The 17,220-nt window shown below is 41.5% G+C and carries 12 protein-coding genes; 1 reads left to right on the forward strand and 11 read right to left on the reverse strand.

Features of this window, described 5'->3' with window-relative positions; translation table 11 throughout:
• Nucleotides 1-391 precede the first annotated feature (391 nt).
• The 6 genes from HWQ39_RS28000 to HWQ39_RS28025 form a co-directional block, all read right to left on the reverse strand.
• Nucleotides 392-2,170 (reverse strand): iron uptake porin, encoded by a 1,779-nt coding sequence (locus HWQ39_RS28000; RefSeq protein ID WP_292852657.1) that lies wholly within the window; start codon nucleotides 2,168-2,170, stop codon nucleotides 392-394.
• 369 nt (nucleotides 2,171-2,539) lie between these two features.
• Complete coding sequence (gene pabB, locus HWQ39_RS28005; RefSeq protein WP_292852659.1) at nucleotides 2,540-4,657, reverse strand: aminodeoxychorismate synthase component I; 2,118 nt, start codon at nucleotides 4,655-4,657, stop codon at nucleotides 2,540-2,542.
• A 175-nt stretch (nucleotides 4,658-4,832) separates the two neighbouring features.
• Nucleotides 4,833-6,293: a hypothetical protein gene (locus tag HWQ39_RS28010; protein WP_292852662.1), complete on the reverse strand. Its 1,461-nt coding sequence runs from the start codon at nucleotides 6,291-6,293 to the stop codon at nucleotides 4,833-4,835.
• A 99-nt stretch (nucleotides 6,294-6,392) separates the two neighbouring features.
• The gene (locus HWQ39_RS28015) at nucleotides 6,393-6,647 is read right to left on the reverse strand and encodes a hypothetical protein (protein ID WP_292852665.1); all 255 of its coding nucleotides are present in this window, start codon (nucleotides 6,645-6,647) and stop codon (nucleotides 6,393-6,395) included.
• A gap of 166 nt (nucleotides 6,648-6,813) precedes the next feature.
• Nucleotides 6,814-7,212: a hypothetical protein gene (locus HWQ39_RS28020; RefSeq protein WP_292852668.1), complete on the reverse strand. Its 399-nt coding sequence runs from the start codon at nucleotides 7,210-7,212 to the stop codon at nucleotides 6,814-6,816.
• A gap of 238 nt (nucleotides 7,213-7,450) precedes the next feature.
• The gene (locus HWQ39_RS28025; protein ID WP_292852670.1) at nucleotides 7,451-7,816 is read right to left on the reverse strand and encodes a TrkA C-terminal domain-containing protein; all 366 of its coding nucleotides are present in this window, start codon (nucleotides 7,814-7,816) and stop codon (nucleotides 7,451-7,453) included.
• Nucleotides 7,817-8,582: 766 nt separating this feature from the next.
• On the opposite strand from HWQ39_RS28025, the gene HWQ39_RS28030 reads away from it, so the two are divergent.
• On the forward strand, nucleotides 8,583-10,361 hold the full coding sequence (locus tag HWQ39_RS28030; protein ID WP_292852672.1) for a calcium-binding protein: 1,779 nt from the start codon (nucleotides 8,583-8,585) through the stop codon (nucleotides 10,359-10,361).
• Nucleotides 10,362-10,490: 129 nt separating this feature from the next.
• On the opposite strand, the gene kdpC is transcribed toward HWQ39_RS28030, so the two are convergent.
• The 5 genes from kdpC to HWQ39_RS28055 form a co-directional block, all read right to left on the reverse strand.
• Entirely contained in the window at nucleotides 10,491-11,129 is a 639-nt protein-coding gene (gene kdpC / locus HWQ39_RS28035) for a K(+)-transporting ATPase subunit C (RefSeq protein WP_292852675.1), read from the reverse strand.
• Nucleotides 11,129-11,398 (reverse strand): potassium-transporting ATPase subunit F, encoded by a 270-nt coding sequence (locus HWQ39_RS28040; protein WP_292852678.1) that lies wholly within the window; start codon nucleotides 11,396-11,398, stop codon nucleotides 11,129-11,131. The genes kdpC and HWQ39_RS28040 overlap by 1 nt, the downstream gene beginning before the upstream one ends.
• A 6-nt stretch (nucleotides 11,399-11,404) precedes the next feature.
• A complete protein-coding gene (kdpB, locus tag HWQ39_RS28045) occupies nucleotides 11,405-13,546 on the reverse strand; it encodes a potassium-transporting ATPase subunit KdpB (RefSeq protein ID WP_292852681.1) in 2,142 nt (713 codons plus the stop codon).
• A gap of 106 nt (nucleotides 13,547-13,652) precedes the next feature.
• Nucleotides 13,653-15,398: a potassium-transporting ATPase subunit KdpA gene (gene kdpA, locus HWQ39_RS28050; protein WP_292852684.1), complete on the reverse strand. Its 1,746-nt coding sequence runs from the start codon at nucleotides 15,396-15,398 to the stop codon at nucleotides 13,653-13,655.
• Nucleotides 15,399-16,056: 658 nt separating this feature from the next.
• A complete protein-coding gene (locus tag HWQ39_RS28055) occupies nucleotides 16,057-17,178 on the reverse strand; it encodes a hypothetical protein (RefSeq protein ID WP_292852686.1) in 1,122 nt (373 codons plus the stop codon).
• Nucleotides 17,179-17,220 lie beyond the last annotated feature (42 nt).

A 17,220-nucleotide genomic window follows, 5' to 3' on the forward strand; every position in this document is an offset into this window, starting at 1 on the left:
TGGCGATATTTAGTCATCTTCAGATGACTTTAGCTATGAGACGGGAATTTCAATTCCCGGCGGACAAGCGGTTTCACGTTAAGTTGACACCAATGGCAAGATGTCCACCCCACAAGATATTAATAAAATTTTAATAAGCAAATTAGATGTGTTTTAGCTTAGTCTGTCAAGCTGATTTTGAGGGTTTGTAGTCAAGACTTTAGTGTTTAGAAAATAAAGACTAAAGTCCTGACTATGAAATTGCTTACTATCAATTTAAACTTGACAGACTACTAATTGTCTGTCCCAAAAGTTTTGAGAGGTTAGTGGTGTTGAGAACCCCGACTTCTTCAAGAAGTCGGGGTTCTAGCAGCCCCGTAAAATTAGTAGTCCTGTAAATTGTTGTAAACCTTTAGAAGGTGAAGGTAGTTCTCAACGTACCAATAATTGCATCATCGTTAGCGCTGTTTTGACCAGGAGAAGTTAACCAGATAACACCAGGCGTGATTGAGATGTTATCTGACACGCGATACTTGTAGAAGCCTTCAAAGTGATAAGGTATATCATTACCAGTACCAGCAAAACCTGGTCGGTTAAAGGAATAGGGTTCTGCACCTGCAAAAATGCCCAATACGTTACCTTTTTTACCGAAGTCAGGTAAGGCTACCCCAAGACCGTAGCTCCAAGCTTCATAATCATCATTAGCACCAACGCCTGAGATATCGTGGTAAGAAACGAAGCCACTAATTGACAGTTTGTCGCTAGGTCTGAAGGCTGCTTCTATACCATAAGAATTACTGGAAGATGCGTTTAGGAGGGTGTTAGCTTGATTAGTACCTACGATGCGAGCAGTGCTAGTCAAACCACCACCTGCATCAAATAAACCACCAGTTCCAGCACCATTATACCCGTGAACGTAGGTAGCAGCGATCGCCAAGCGATCGCCAACACTAAAGTTCAACTGTCCAAGAGCTGCATAGTTACCTTCTAACAAACCTTGATTTGCGGTAGGATTATTAGCATTTGACGCCAAGTAGCCTATAGTCAGTGAACTTGGTTTGAAAAAACTGCCACCCCTACCAAAGGGTAAAGTCAGTGCTGCACCTGCACCACCACCAATACGATAGATGGGACTTTCAGAAGCAAAGGTAGACAATGCCCCATTACCTCCATCAAAGTCTTCAAAGTAAGGGTTGTTAGTGGCAACATAATCGCTATGAATACCTCCGGTGGCTGCCAAGTAAACTTCAGCTGGGCCTATGGGTACATAATATGCCAGCCAGTCTATATTGACACTGTTATTGTTGCTTCCACCGTTGATTTGAAATGTTTGTGTTCCTTCAGCAGTATTGATAGCACCGCCACCATTCCCTACTTGATTAAAGGCTAGTGCATTACCAGCTGCAAGACGGGTGTGTAAAACGTCTTTACCCGTGAAGCTGGTTTGCAAGTCTAAACGTACCCTATCCTGAAAGACAGTATTATTAGCATCGCCAGTATTACCGCCAAATATATCAGTCACGGCAAAAACAGCTTCACCTACCAATTTTGTGGTAGTAGAAAACTGATTTGCCTCTAGTTCAGCAGTCCGTGCTTCTAGAGAATCTACTCGACCACGCAGAGTTGCTAATTCTGCCGAGAATTCCTCTTGCAAACGCTGGAGAGTAGCCAAATCTTGTTTTGTTACCAAGTCAGCTGTTGCTGTGGCAATCAGTTCATTAACACGATCTAAACAAGCATTCAAACCTGCGGCAAACTCATAACGAGTCAGTGCCCGATTGCCACGATAAGTAGAATTGGGGTATCCCGCTATACAACCGTAGCGTTCAACTAGAGATTGTAAAGCTTGGAATGCCCAGTCAGTCGGTTGTACATCAGAAAATTGAGAAACTGATGTAACTTGAGACAGTGAATTCTGGTTCTTGCCTTCGGTGCTGTAGCGATTAACTTCTTCTAAAACTTTATTATCATCAGTCTTTTGGGCAAACAACTGCTGATTAACTTTTGGTTGCTCTGTTTGAATGAATATTGGAGCAGCAGAAGCTATTGGTGCTTCTGTTTGAGCAGCTTTTGCCTTTGTATCTTCAGAAGAGCTTGTTACTGAAGTAGCTATAGCTCTAGCGGAAACCAATACCGTTACTCCCAAAACTACTGGACTTAGTACCAGAGTTTTCCACAATAGATGAGACATTTTGTATTTTCCTTTCCCAAAAATAACCGAAATCAGTTGGTTCAAGAAAAAGAGAATAAGCGATTATTCTACTTGTTTGAAATCTTATCAGATTGCTGTTACTTCAGCCATACCTAATAAAATTTTAGCTGATGAAGAATCGTAAAGTATTGCAAATGGCTTATTTATCTCAGGTCGTATTTATCCGAGATTTTTGCTCGATTTTGTGCAATTTATAGACTTTAGCTTCTTGTTTTTAACAAGAATTTATGATAAACACTACCCAGTAGTCAGAATTTATAAGAAATATAGAATAATTAGTATATTGATTCATCAAATATTCTTCTTATTCTTTAATTCCTGAATTCTGACTCCTGAATTCTTATTATTTCAAGCAGTTAATTTTTCATTAATATCAGAGGTTCCATACATTGTCAAAACCATAGCGTCGATTAAAGCTTTGGCTTTTAGCAGCGTTTCCTGAAACTCCATCTCCGGCTCAGAAAGGGCTATAATTCCGCCACCAATACCAATGGAGGTTTGATCGGGAGTCAAAACAGCAGTCCGAATCACAATATTCAAATCGGCTGAACCATTTAAGCCCAAAAAACCAATCGCACCTGAATACACTCCTCGCGCCTCTTGTTCTAAGCGATCGATAATCTGCATAGTGCGGATTTTGGGCGCACCAGTCATCGATCCTCCGGGAAATGCAGCCTGTATGCAATCCACCGCTTGTAAATCTGAACGTAACCGCCCGCGTACCGTTGTCACCAACTGATGTACTGTTGGATATGTTTCGACATCCATTAATTTTGGTACGTGAATGCTACCAATTTCACAGACTCGCCCTAAATCATTGCGTAACAAATCCACAATCATCAGATTTTCAGCCCGATCTTTTTCGCTGTTGCGTAGCTTCTCACGGAGGACGAAATCGGCTTCGGGGGTTTCTCCTCGTGCTAGGGTTCCCTTGATGGGTTTAGTTTCTACCCAAGCTTGGCGATCGATGTGTAGAAACCGTTCTGGAGATGAACAGGCGATCGCAATTTCACCAAAGCGCAAAAATGCAGAGTAAGGAGCCGGATTGATTTTACGTAATGTGCGATAGAACGTCAATGGATCGGGGGTTGCATCGGTGTAAAGCTGATTAGTCAGGCAAACTTGATAGGTTTCCCCTTCGTGAATTTCGTCCAAGCATTGGCGAATATCTTGGATATAATTTTGATAACTGCGACTCAAACGGAACTTAACTGGCTGACAATTTTCTTGGGGTATAAGGGAAGAAAGAGGATTTAAAGTTTCGAGTTGTTGTTGGATAATATTAAACCAAGTTTCTACCTGTTCCGTTTGTCCTTTTTTAATCAATTGCAACAAATAAATACACTGTTCTTGATGGTCGATAGCAATCATGCGATCGGCGAGTAAGAAAATTGCATCAGGTAATGGTGAAGAATGCACCAATGAAGATCCACACTCAGCCTTAAGTTCATAGCCAAAATACCCAACAAATCCACAGTTGAAATCAAAAGGTAACTCATCAGATTGACAAAATCGGCAGTTTATTTCTCGCTTCAAATACTTAAAAATACTTTCGGTGCGACGAGTTACGGTATCTGACTGTGTGATGATGATTTCTTGCGTTTGGGTATGGTATCGCACCAATAAACTGTTTATCCCACTTCCATCACCCATAAACGAGAAGCGAGATAGACCAAGTTCTACACGGCTGCTATCTAACCAAAAAGCGTTCGGTGCATTCTCAAACAACTGTACAAATATTTGTTCTGTATTTGGGCAGATATCTAACTTGCGCGTATACAATTCAAATTTTTCTTCCTGTTCTTGGCAGGGTTGAACCATATCAGGAGTAACAGATTCATATCCAATCCAATACTGTTTTTCTGGACTTTTTGACGATTTTTTTGGAAATTGTAGCGTCATATCTCGAAAGTTTGCTAGTAATCTTTGCCCATATTCTGTACAAATAGACTCTGGGTGAAACTGCACACCCCAAAAAGGTAGATGCCGATGACGCAATCCCATCATCAATCCTTCTTCAGTCCAAGCAATTTTTTCTAGACACTCAGGTAGTTCATCAGCAACTAACAACGAGTGATAACGCACCACAGAAAACTGATTAGGAATGCCTTGAAATAATTCTGAATTATTATGATAAATTTTACTGAGTCTACCGTGTCGAACTTCCGGTGCGTGAATCACTTTTCCACCATGTAGGTAGCCAAGTCCTTGATGCCCTAGACAAACTCCTAGCAAAGGTACGTCCACATTCTCAATTATTTGCCGACAGACTCCAAAATCTTCTGCTCTTTCTGGACGACCGGGGCCAGGTGAAATCACAATGTTGTCAAATGCAATTTCTTTCAATTCATCCCAGTTAAGCTGATCGTTATAAATTACTAGAGGTAATTCACCATTTACCTCGGCAATCATCTGGTAAAGATTAAAGGTATAGGAGTCATAGTTATCAATAATTAACGTTTGCATACATAGTCAATTAGCTAGCACATATAGCAATCCTAAATCATTCGTGAAAAATTAGATCCCCAACTTCTTCAAGAAGTCGGGGATCTGGATTAAGTTCTATAGGCGCATCTTTAAAAAGAAAGGATTTAAGAAAATCTTCCCGCATGAATAATGGCTTGTTTGCCAAAGGTCACATTTATACGAGAATTTCGCTCGATTTTGTGCCATTTCTAGATTTTACCTTCTTGTTTTTAACCCTGATTTGTGGTAAGTCTTTTTTGTCTTTGTAAAAGTAGCAGATTTCTACTAGAGTTGGCCATATTTCTAGAGAACCGTGAAATTGGCTAATGACATCATCAATAATTCTGGAAACGTTTTGCTGAAAAAAATCTGGTTCAAATCCATAAAATACTCTTGATAAATTCTCAGCAAATAATTGAAGAGATAGCTTACGTTCTTCATTCTGGGCAGACATTGAGGCTTTGATTACCTGTCTGTGGATAGCAGCGATTTTTTCCAGGATTTCCTCAGAGTCTTGTAATGTTACCTCGCCAGAGTAATCGAACTTGATTCCCAAGTCATCAAGATGATAAACACTGCTTTTAATCTTCCTTTTAAGCAGACTACATATTTCCTCGTTAAAGAGTTCACTAGCGAGAGGATTACGCATATAGTTATTTCTAATATGGTTTTGGACAGCATCAACGTGTGCAGCCATGATGCCCTCTTGCTGTATCCAAATCCTGTAAATATAATCTTCAAATCTGAGTCGAGTTGGAAAAAATGGTGGTAAACCTAGCTGATTGTCATATCCAGCAACTCCACAATCCATTCTCCAGTTCTTATTAGTAATAACAGGTCGAAAATTAGTAAGAATATAAAAATCATTTAGGTCATTTGGACTAATTTGGTTCTCATCATTGAGATACATGTGAATAAAATCAAGTGTATCGATATCATTAGTTCCTGTGCGAAAAGTTTGGGCAATTTTGACGATGGCATTATTTAATACTCTCCCTGGTTGTAATAAGAGGCTGTTCTCTCGAAAGTAACCTTTAGTTGTGTTAGTTTCTAAATCCATTGCTGTATCAACAACCAATTCTCCAGCCTCGAAGTTTTCTGGTACATGGCTAGCTTTTTGACCGAGAACATCACCAAAAGCCGTGAGTAAGTCAAAAGATTTATGGACGTAGCCGCCTTGTTGGTTAGACTTGATTAATTTTCCTCGACATATTTCATCACCTGATAAAGATTCTGGGCTAGTTTCGATTAAGGCATCTGGTCGCATGTCATCATCGGCACTAACCATTAAATGACCAAGGGTATACATCAGCGTGAAGTTGCGATTTCCTCCATAACTAGGTCGGAATAGGTTTTTGACTAGTGATTCTAGCTTGCGATCACGCAGTCTTTCGTTTAAAAATGTAATAAATTGTTCTTTCTCTTGGGGCCCGACATAAAACACGTCATTGACTGTCTTAGTCTGCTCTAAAAGTGGGTAATATTTCTCATGGTTGGCAATACTAGAATCATCAAAAACGATAATTTTTACAGCATGACCATTTGCCCGGAAATTCTCATCATACTTTTCGATAGTCTCTGCTACATCTCTCAGTCGATGAGTCGGGATAACAAATACCGTTTCTTTCTGTTTCATAAAATTTGTTCAGATTTCTCAAGTAAATTTTTAACAATGCAAACTCTATTTCAGAGTTATCAGATTACTAATCGTTGTATCCAGAATTAGGAAACTAAATTAAACCGATAGGTCGCTACCAATTCCCAGCTTATTTTTGCTATCTTCCAACTGTTTCCAGAGTGCTGCAATTTTGCTGAATGCTTCTTCTGGAGATAGTTTTCCACCAGTTTCTAAGCTAGTTATGTAACTAACTCTTTGAGAAAATTCTTGGAGATTGGCATTAAAGACTAAGTTATTTGGCTGAAATTTACCGTGGTAGCGATCGCGGGGATAGAGAAAGCTATTTTTATCGTCATAATTGGGCTGTAACATTAATTTACTCCTGATGAAAAAGCTGAGTTGCTATTAGATAGTTGATTGCAGTGACCAAGTATAAATTTGCTAATACTGTTTCACAGAGATTCATTGTTTTTTGAAGCTGGCAATTGAGGCGGGTATGGTTGCCTGCATGACAGGATAAGCGTAGCGGGAAACTCACCTATTCAGGACTGTAATCAGAGCAATTGAGTGCTTGTTTCGTTAGAGCAATAGCGGGCTGTACTGCACACTTTAGATAACGGTTGTTGTTAAAGAAATGGCAGTTTTCACAGGGATATTGCTGTAAATGTTTGATGGTTACTATTTCGTCTTTCTCTTGTGCCGCATTTTCTGGGGGATCTTCTAGTGCTTTGCAGACAGATGAAACCAGAAAAACGACAATTGCCCAAACAATCATGAAGGAAATATGAGCCAGAAATACTGCTAAAAAAGGAATGTCTCCGTCCTGTGGTTTTATGTCACTATGTGTTGCCTTAGCCAGGTTAGCTTCAACCAGTGTAGATTGATGAACACTTTTTTGGGCGGATACATAAAGTCGGAAAAGCTCCGAAGTATGCATATTAAAAACCTTTAGTTAGTCGAACTCAGATCCAGTAAAATGATGAAAATGTTTAATTTTCATCAACTAGCAATAAACTACTACTTTGCTGATTCTCTTGCAGGCTTTTGCAGAGATTTACCCGGAAACTAAATATCACTAATTTCGTCCTGAAATTGAATTGTAATAGAAGTACCTAAATTTTATAATCATTTTTTGGTTAGGTACATACTCAGAGAATAAGTAAATTTTCATCTGTCTAATAATATGTGGAATTAAAGGCAGTTGGTAAGTCTGAGTAATCTGAATTAATAGATTGGCTGTCTGTTGGTCGAGCTTCTAATAAGCAACTGGTGAGGGAATAGTAAAGAGAATGGATTTTTTTAAGAGTAACTTTGAGAGCGGGAACCATCATGGGATGGGTTGCTATTGCTAAAATGTAGTCTCCAGCAAAAATAATCGGATTATCTGTTGCATAAATAAGTTTGCTTTCTCTTGAAATTCCCAAAAAAGCACATTTATCGGGTAACTGAATTTCAGTTAAATGAATGCTGCAGTAAATACTATTTTCTTGGATTAAAACACCCAATAGGTTCGGTTCTGAAACTTTTTTACTTTCTAACACAAAGTATTTTTATTTATCTCTAATAATATTGTCCAATACTTTAGAGAAAATTTGATTGTTCTCAGATATATTTTGAAGGTATATGAATTATATAGAAATAAATAAAAGATATATTTATTGACTAGTTAAAACGGCATATATTTAGAGATATATTTTTGATATATAGCCCTAATTAATCATTCGATCAAAAGCTTTAACTGCTAACGATAAAATTTTAGTCTGCGCCTGACACCCACTGGCTTAGATTGTTTGTAAATTATAATACCAGTAAATTCTGATCTGATGCTTTACAACAAGTATGACTCAGGTTTCAAAAGGCGATCTATACCTAGTTTTAAAAGCTTGTATAGCAAGGATATCAGCCGTCCATAGGTGTAGTTATACCAAGCATTGCCTTGAAGATAGCGATCGCTCGTCTCAGTAAAAATAATATTGTGTTTAACTAAACAGCACTCAGTAGCTACATCTAAAAAATATATAAATATTCAAATAAGGCAAATAAAAAAATATGGTTCGAGTAGTGACACTTAAGTTTCTACAGATTATAGTGATTAAATTAACTTGGGTTACTCTGTAAGTAGATTCCTGATTACTGCTTGTAAAGCTATATAAAGGCTTGATTCTATTGAAAAGCTAGTTTAGCAAAATACGTAAAAAATTATACTTAGATTTAAAATCTCGGCTAATTTTTTCTGCCTGAAAGCAGCAATACTGACGGGTTAATATCTCAAGTTTCCAAAACAATTAATTTAGGTAGGTAGAACTTATGGCAACTCTCAAGGGTACTAATGCTAATGATGTCCTCAATGGCACCACGAGCAGTGACATCATCTATGGCTTTGAAGGCGATGACTTTCTCAGTGGTGGAGCCGGTAACGACACACTAGATGGTGGTAGTGGTAATGATACATTGAAAGGTGGAGCGGGTAACGATATTTATATCGTTGATAGCACTGAAGATATTGTCAGTGAAGATAACGGCTCCGGTGGCGATGCAGGTGGTATTGATACAGTTAAGTCTTCTGTTAGTTACACCTTGGGTAGCTATATCGAAAACCTCATCTTAACCGGAACAACAGCCATAAATGGCTATGGGAATACACTAAATAATGTGATTACAGGTAATAGTGCCAATAATTACATCTCTGGAGGAGATGGTAATGACACCCTCTATGGTCTTGAGGGAGACGATACTCTCATTGGGGAAGCTGGAAACGACAAACTCTATGGTGGTGAGGGTAATGACAGCCTCTCTGGTGGCGAGGGAGATAACAGCTTATACGGCGATTTAGGTAACGATGTCCTCGATATTACTTCTTCTTCTGGGAAAAACGTCTTAGACGGAGGCTCTGGGAATGATTCATTTTATGCTAACTCTAGCACTGGCAACAACACCCTCAAAGGAGGAAATGGGGATGATAATTTTCGTATTGATTCTTCCTCTGGGAAAAACTTCTTAGACGGAGGCTCTGGGAATGATTCATTTTATGCTAACTCTAGCACTGGCAACAACACCCTCAAAGGAGGAACTGGGAGCGATGGTTTCAATATTTATTATTCTTCTGCAAATAACCTTTTAGACGGTGGCTCTGAGAATGATGCCTTATATGCTTACAATACCACTGGGAACAACACCCTTACGGGAGGAACTGGGGATGATTATCTAGATATTTCTTATTCTTCTGGGAAAAACGTCTTAGACGGAGGCTCTGGGAATGATGTATTATATGCTAACTCTAGCACTGGCAACAACACTCTGAAGGGAGGAACTGGGAGCGATAATTTTAATATTTCTTCTTCTTCTGGGAATAACCTTTTAGATGGCGGCTCTGAGAATGATTCTTTTAATGCTTACTATAGCACTGGCAACAATACCCTCAATGGAGGGGATGACAATGACTCCTTCTCTTTTTATGTCCCCTCTACTGCCCCTTCTTCCTTAGTAACTCAAACGGTAGATGGAGGTGCGGATGACGATTATTTATATCTCAATTTCGGCAATTATAATACCGAGGGAATCGCCTCGACTTTCAATGCAACCACCAAGCAAGGCTCGATTACATCTGGGACATATCGAGTTAGCTACAAGAATATTGAACGATTAGATATCTACGGTACAGCCAACGCTGACACTATTATAGGCAGTAATGGCAACGATAACCTGTATGGGAACGATGGCAATGATCTCCTGAATGGAGGAAAAGGTAATGATGTTCTGTACGGAGGATCTGGCACTGATACCTTTAGCTTTAATACATACAATCAAGGTGTTGATAGTCTTCATGACTTCGACACGACTGGTGAACTTATTCAGGTATCGGCTACTGGTTTTGGTGGTGGGTTAGTAACAGGTACAGTTTCATCTGGTCAGTTTACCATCGGTTCAGGCGCGACAACAGAGGCTCAACGACTTATCTACAACAACAGTACAGGTCAACTTTTCTTTGACAAAGATGGTAGCGGTACTGCGTTTACTCAAGTACAATTCGCACAATTAAACGGTGGACTCTCATTAAGCGAAGCCAATTTCGTTGTTGTTGCTTAATTGTAATATCAAATCTGGGCATTGCAGATTTATAGCGATCGCTAATAGACATCTCCGAAAATTAAATATACATTATCCAGAATCCTTGTAGAGACGTTGCATTGTAACGTCTCTACAAAAGTTTTGAAATCACCCTTTAATCTTATCCAGAGCTAAATTCAGCTTCAAAACATTAACTCCAGGTTCGCCAAAGATGCCGAGAAAGCGACCATCGGTATTTTGGGAAATCAAAGTTTCCAGTTGGTTCGGTTGAACTCCCCGCACCTTGGCTACTCGTGCAATTTGCGCTGTGGCAGCTTCCGGGGTAATGTGGGGGTCAAGGCTGGAAGCAGAGGTGTAGATTAAATCGCCAGTGGGTTGCACACCTGCTTTTTTCAGACGATTCAAGTCACCTTCAATTTTTTTGCTGGGGTCTGGGTCATCTTTACCTTTGATGCGTTCCAGTAATGCGGGATTACTGGGAGCCAAATTACTAGCACCAGAAACTCCGGTTTTCAAAACTCCCCCATCATCTTTTTTGGGATCGGCTGTGCTGTAGCTCGTGGTGCTGGGACGGCTGTTAAAATAGCGATCGCTAGTAAAAGGTTGACCAATCAGGGCAGAACCTACAACTTGACCTGTGGTATTTTTCAGTAGACTACCGTTTGCTTGAAACGGAAACACAATTTGCCCAATGGTAATCATCGCAAAAGGATAAATAATCGCGACTATTACCCAAAGTACCAAGGTAGAACGAATAGCTCTACTAGCTTCGCGTGCAAAACTCATTAGAATTTCTCCGGTACAAACATTACAAAGAATAAATAGATGGAAAGTCCTAGCGTTGTCAGTCCTAACAATCCCAATCCCCAAGATTGACTGCGGGAAAGTTCTTCACCAGTAGCGGCGTAGACCATAGGCGCAACCACTAGGTTGAAACACATCGCCAGGAACAAATACAGTGGTAGCTTTTGTCTACGCCATTGATACCAGATTTCAGTTATTTCTTCTAATACTTGGGATGCAATGATAGTGCGGCGGAGATGAACAGGTTTCATAGTAAATTAAGACAAAGGTAGGATAATATCTATCAGTTTGATGGCAATGAAGGGAGCAATGATACCGCCAAGTCCATAGATCAAGATGTTGCGACGTAGCAGTTGATCTGCTGTTAAAGGTAAGAACTTTACCCCTTTGAGTGCTAGCGGGATTAATGCCGGAATAATCAGGGCGTTGTAAATCAGCGCCGAGACGATCGCAGATTGGGCACTCTTTAATCCCATAATATTCAGTGCGCCGATGCCAGACGCAGCAAAGATCGTGGGAATGATGGCAAAATACTTGGCAATGTCGTTAGCGATGGAGAATGTTGTCAATGCGCCACGAGTAATTAGCAACTGTTTACCTATAGTTACTAAGTCAATTAACTTTGTGGGGTCAGAATCTAAGTCCACCATGTTAGCAGCTTCTTTGGCAGCTTGCGTCCCAGAGTTCATTGCCACACCCACATTTGCTTGAGCGAGGGCAGGTGCATCGTTCGTACCATCTCCGGTCATTGCTACCAGCTTACCCTGAGATTGTTCCGAGCGAATCACCTCAATTTTGTCTTCTGGAGTTGCTTCCGCAATGAAATCATCCACCCCAGCCTCTTCGGCAATTACCGAAGCCGTAATTCGGTTGTCACCTGTAAGCATGACGGTGCGAACACCCATGCGGCGGAGTTGGTCAAACCGTTCCCTCAGTCCGGGTTTGACAATATCTTTGAGGTAGATGACACCATAAATATCGTCATTTTGGCAGACAGCTAAGGGTGTACCTCCTAACCGAGAAACTCGCTCATAAGCTGCGTCTATATCATCAGGAACCTGACCGCCACGAGAACGGACAAACCCTTTAATCGCATCTACCGCCCCTTTGCGAATTTGTTTGCCATCAGGTAAATTCGTGCCGCTCATCCGGGTTTTTGCAGAAAATTCCACACCTTCGGCTTTGTCGATATTGAAATCTACCCCAGCCTGAGACTTTTCTGCTAGTATCACAATTGATTTCCCTTCTGGCGTTTCGTCAAACAAGCTAGCAGCTAGGGAAACTCGCGCCACGTCTATTAGTGAGTGGTTATTCAAGGGAATAAACTCGTCAGCCATCCGATTACCCAGCGTGATAGTGCCTGTCTTATCTAGCACCAGGGTATTGATGTCGCCGCAGGCTTCTACCGCTCTACCAGAAGTCGCAATGACATTAAATTGGGCAACTCTGTCCATCCCCGCAATACCGATCGCACTGAGCAAACCACCAATAGTTGTGGGGATCAAAGCTACCAGTAGGGAGATGAGAATGGCAACGCTAGCACCTGTACGCAAACTGTTTCCCGCCTCAGCGCCAAAGGCTGTGCTGATAAAGGTGGCAATGTAGCCCACGTAGGGGGGAATGGTTGACACTACAATCAAGAACACCTGTGTTAGTACTGCTAGCAATACCGTCAAAGCAATTTCATTGGGCGTCTTGCTGCGTTGCGCCCCTTCTACCAGGGCAATCATGCGATCGATAAAGCCTTGACCAGGATCGGCACTAATGCGAATCGTCAACTCGTCGGAAAGTAAGCGTGTACCTCCTGTCACCGAACTGGCAATATCTGTACCTGGTTGCTTCAATACAGGGGCAGATTCCCCGGTAATGGCCGACTCATCCACTGAGCCAATGCCTTTAATGACATCCCCATCGGCGGGAATCATGTTATTGGCAACCACCTGAACTATATCGCCCCGTCGCAGTTCTGTAGAACTGACTTTTACTATGGAACCATCAGGGAGGATTTTGTTTGCGATCGTATCCGATCGCGTCGATCGCAGTGAATCAGCCTGTGCTTTACCGCGCCCTTCCGCGACGGCTTCGGCAAAGTTTGCAAAAACGAGTGTGAAAAAGAGAATGAAGGTAATCAACCCATTCAAGAGGCGTTGTTGGTTGATATCTGCCTGAATTGTGCCAAACAGATTTGGGTTAAGGGTGACAAGAAAGGTGACAATTGTCCCTACCCAAACAACGAACATAACTGGGTTTCTGACAGTAATTCGAGGATCGAGCTTGAGAAATGACTCACGAATTGCCCTCTGGTAAAGTCCCTTCAAATCAGCTTTGGGAGTATGCTTGCGCGAGTCACGAGTTCCAGATGGAATCCGGGATGAAGGAGAATCAGTAGTAGTTGGCATAGATTAAATTTTAGGGATTAGGGATTGGGGATGGAGAAGAGGCAGAGGGGCGGGGTGCGGGGGGCAGGGGAAAATTCTTCTCCCTTGCTCCCTGCTCCCTTGCTCCCTACCCGATACCTTTGGCGATAAAAAAGGCTTCACCGATGGGCCCCAATGCCAGCACTGGGAAGAATGTGAGTGCGCCCAAGATTAAAATTACGCCTGCGGTGACACCTGTAAATAGTCCGGTGTCGGTTCGCAATGTACCAGTTGTGTAGGGAACAGCTTGCTTGCGGGACATGCTATCTGCTAGCAGCAGTAGACCGATGATTGGTACATAGCGTCCAGCTAAGAGGCTGAAGCAGGTGCTTAGGTTCCACCAGAGGGCGGTTACGGTAGTTTTCGTGCCAGTTGCGATCGCCAAGGGAGAGGGTTGTGAATCGCCTAAACCTTCAAACCCAGAACCGTTGTTAGCCGCAGCTGAGGCATATTCATAGATAACTTGAGAAAAGCCGTGAAAGCCAGGATTGCTAATCCCTGCCAGTTGGTCAGGAAAAGCTAAGGCGATTCCCCCTGGAATCAAAATGGCGATGGGATGAACTAGCAAAATTAGGAAGCTAGCCAGGACGACTTCACGCTTTTCAATCTTGCGTCCCAGAAATTCTGGGGTGCGTCCCACCATCAGACCTGTGACGAATACTGCTAGGATGCTATAGGCAAACAGGTAAGCTGTTCCAGTACCCTGTCCACCCCACATGATTTGCAGGAACATATTCGAGAGAAAAATAAAACCGCCTGCGGGCATGAAGGAGTCGTGGAAACTGTTGACAGCACCGCACATAGTACCAGTTGTACTTACCGCAAACAGCACGGATTCTGCCCAACCGAAGCGGACTTCTTTCCCCTCTAGGTTCGGTTGCTGACTGCCCAAAAGCGTATTTACAGCCGGATTGCCGTTATATTCTCCAATGGCGGTGACAATCAGAAATCCGATAAAAATTATACCCACCATTCCGTAGAGTAACCAGGCTTGTTTGGTGTTATTTGCAAACAACCCATAAGTATAAATCAGGGATGTGGGAATCGAAAGCATGGCTACAATCTGAATTAAATTAGAAAATCCGTTGGGATTTTCAAAGGGGTGTGCCGAGTTGATGGCAAAAAAGCCGCCGCCATTCTCGCCTAGCTGTTTGATAATCTCAAAGTGGGCAACTGGGCCAAGAGCGATCGCCTGACTAATGTTAGGGTCTTCTAAGGTCGGAAATACTGCTGGCCCAGCTAAGGTTTCTGGCACACCAAGGGCAATAAAGATGATGCCGCCAACAATACTAATCGGCAGCAAAATTCGGGTAATCGAGCGAATTAGGTCTACATAAAAGTTACCCAAAGGTCTACCCGTCAACCCTCGAATAAAGGCGATCGCGACTGCGATACCTGTTGCCGCTGAGGTGAACATGTGGTAGCCCAGCCCCAACATTTGACTACCGTAGCTCAAGTAGGTTTCACCAGAATAATGTTGCTGGTTGGTATTAGTAATAAAGGAAATAGTGGTATGTACAATCGTGTCCCAGGTTGGGGCATCTATCTTGGTTGGGTTAAGCGGTAGCCATCCCTGATTTGCAATGATGAAGAAAATCAGCAAACCCATGACTACATTGCTGTACAGGATTGCTCGCGCATACTGCCAACCCGTCATATTTTCTTGAGTTGGAACGCCAACCAAAGAGTAAAGCACTCGCTCAATCGGATTCAAAATCACATCGAGAAAAGTTCTTTGATCTAGGAATACACGCGCTATATATCTCCCGAAGAAGGGAGTAATCGCTACTATAATTAGTAACGTTAATGCAATTTGAATCCATCCTTGTAGCATGAGTTAGTCCAACTCCGACATGAGTACATTTGAGATTGTTATTAGATATTCTCTTGTTATGAATCGGAAAAATTTATGAAGTGTATCGGTATCATTATTAACTAACTAACCTATATCTATAGCGCTTTCTCAATGATGGAGCTTTTTTTTCAAGAAGACAAGGTATAATTTTATATTTGAACTAGACTATATAAGAAGTATATTTTTCTATATATAAAGTCTTCAGAGCGTTTATCTAGATATATATCTGCAAATATAGAAGGGCAGCTAAATCTTAAACAAATAGCTAGCTATTTTGCGCTAAAACTAACTGAGGCTTTGAGGATAACAGCAATTTTCAGGTTTATCAAAACGTAATTTATGAGTCAGTCTTCATAATTCAGTATGAAGTCTGGCGAATGTAGCTTGCTTCTTCGTAGGACTATAAAGGGCATTTTTGCAGCCTCAATAGGATCATGAGCCGCCTAAATTTATTTACAGCAGATTGCAGGTAAGTTAGATACAAATTTAAAGCACAAAGCCATATATCAAGAGAGTTTCAACCCTGTTCACTGTTGCCTATTCCCTGCTGTATGTATGAAAATTTGCCAATCACCTGAAAATACAACAAAGCTTCACTATGATTCTCTAATCCTTCTACAGAAAGTGTTTCAAGAATTTACCGAATTTTATAATAAAACGTTGCTATTTTGCGAGCGATCGCTTCCCACTTGTCGTCACCAGTTACCGATCCCCAGTAAGCAAAAACACGTACTGCTGACCTAGACGATACCGTTTTCACCTTACCAGTTCGTCTACGTTCTTGCCCCGCCGTGCGTCTATTTCCCTGAGTGCTAATTTCCCCAGAAGGTAAAATTCTTGTCTGTTCCCAAGAGAGCGCCTTATTTATCATCGCTGCAACTTTGGGCGTTAGGGAGTCATTCTGGAAGTATGTCACCCACCGTTGAGCATACATAATACCTACTGTTTGGTAACTGCTGTCATAGCCACTTTTTTCCGGGTTAACACCATCTGAGCGTTGCAGCGCTAAACCATCCTTAATAGACATACGAGCATAGTTGATTAATTCTTGATCGCCAGTGAGTTTGCCAGTCAATCCTAAAGCTGCTGCAACTAGGTAGCGACGATGGGTATAAGGTCTGTTGTGTACAATTCCTCGTTTCCAGATTTGCGGCGAAATCATCCAGCGAGCAGCACGATGTACTAAAGGCTTGTATTTAGCAACTTGGTTGGCATATTGTTTTGAATATGGAGATTGTTGTATGACTAGAAGTGCGTGGGCGACAGCTTCCACAAAAAAAGAGGTGCTGTGAAAGCCATCCCCTGTTAAGAAAAAACTGCCATTATAAGTTTGGTGAGCAAATCCCCAATCAAACATTTTAAATCCAGCGTCAATAGCTTGTGGATCATTTTTGATTAACCCAGCAATGACTAATTCTCCACCATTTCGTTGTTCTTCGATGTACCAATACTTTGCCTGGTTACGTTCCCAAAGAACGTTTGCATCACTAGCGCCACTAGGTGCCATAGACTTATACAAACTAGAGGGTTTTCGATAGAGAACATTGGCAATCAAATCGGTTGATTCATGCTCAAAGTCTGTTTTATGCAATATTGGAGCCTGAAATTGGCTACTTTGCACTGCTCCTATACCCGCTTCAAACTTTCCATTGAGGTAATTGCTAGGCTGTTTAGCAAAGACTATAGTAATTGTGGTAACAGACAGTAATAACAATAGTACCCAACCTGTTAAGTATTGCCTTTTAATCCACCGTTTCATCTCAACTTCCTGTTTCTATCTCATGCTTTATTATCTCACAAT

The sequence above is a fragment of the Nostoc sp. NMS8 genome, assembly GCF_017115045.1.
In the GTDB taxonomy this organism is placed as follows: domain Bacteria; phylum Cyanobacteriota; class Cyanobacteriia; order Cyanobacteriales; family Nostocaceae; genus Nostoc.

Excerpts from the sequence above, each read along its gene's own strand:
- HWQ39_RS28000 (WP_292852657.1), bottom strand. The coding sequence starts at position 2,170 with ATGTCTCATCTATTGTGGAAAACTCTGGTACTAAGTCCAGTAGTTTTG.
- kdpB (WP_292852681.1), bottom strand. The coding sequence starts at position 13,546 with ATGCCAACTACTACTGATTCTCCTTCATCCCGGATTCCATCTGGAACT.
- HWQ39_RS28015 (WP_292852665.1), bottom strand. The coding sequence starts at position 6,647 with ATGTTACAGCCCAATTATGACGATAAAAATAGCTTTCTCTATCCCCGC.
- kdpA (WP_292852684.1), bottom strand. The coding sequence starts at position 15,398 with ATGCTACAAGGATGGATTCAAATTGCATTAACGTTACTAATTATAGTA.
- pabB (WP_292852659.1), bottom strand. The coding sequence starts at position 4,657 with ATGCAAACGTTAATTATTGATAACTATGACTCCTATACCTTTAATCTT.
- HWQ39_RS28030 (WP_292852672.1), top strand. The coding sequence starts at position 8,583 with ATGGCAACTCTCAAGGGTACTAATGCTAATGATGTCCTCAATGGCACC.
- HWQ39_RS28040 (WP_292852678.1), bottom strand. The coding sequence starts at position 11,398 with ATGAAACCTGTTCATCTCCGCCGCACTATCATTGCATCCCAAGTATTA.
- HWQ39_RS28010 (WP_292852662.1), bottom strand. The coding sequence starts at position 6,293 with ATGAAACAGAAAGAAACGGTATTTGTTATCCCGACTCATCGACTGAGA.
- kdpC (WP_292852675.1), bottom strand. The coding sequence starts at position 11,129 with ATGAGTTTTGCACGCGAAGCTAGTAGAGCTATTCGTTCTACCTTGGTA.
- HWQ39_RS28020 (WP_292852668.1), bottom strand. The coding sequence starts at position 7,212 with ATGCATACTTCGGAGCTTTTCCGACTTTATGTATCCGCCCAAAAAAGT.
- HWQ39_RS28055 (WP_292852686.1), bottom strand. The coding sequence starts at position 17,178 with ATGAAACGGTGGATTAAAAGGCAATACTTAACAGGTTGGGTACTATTG.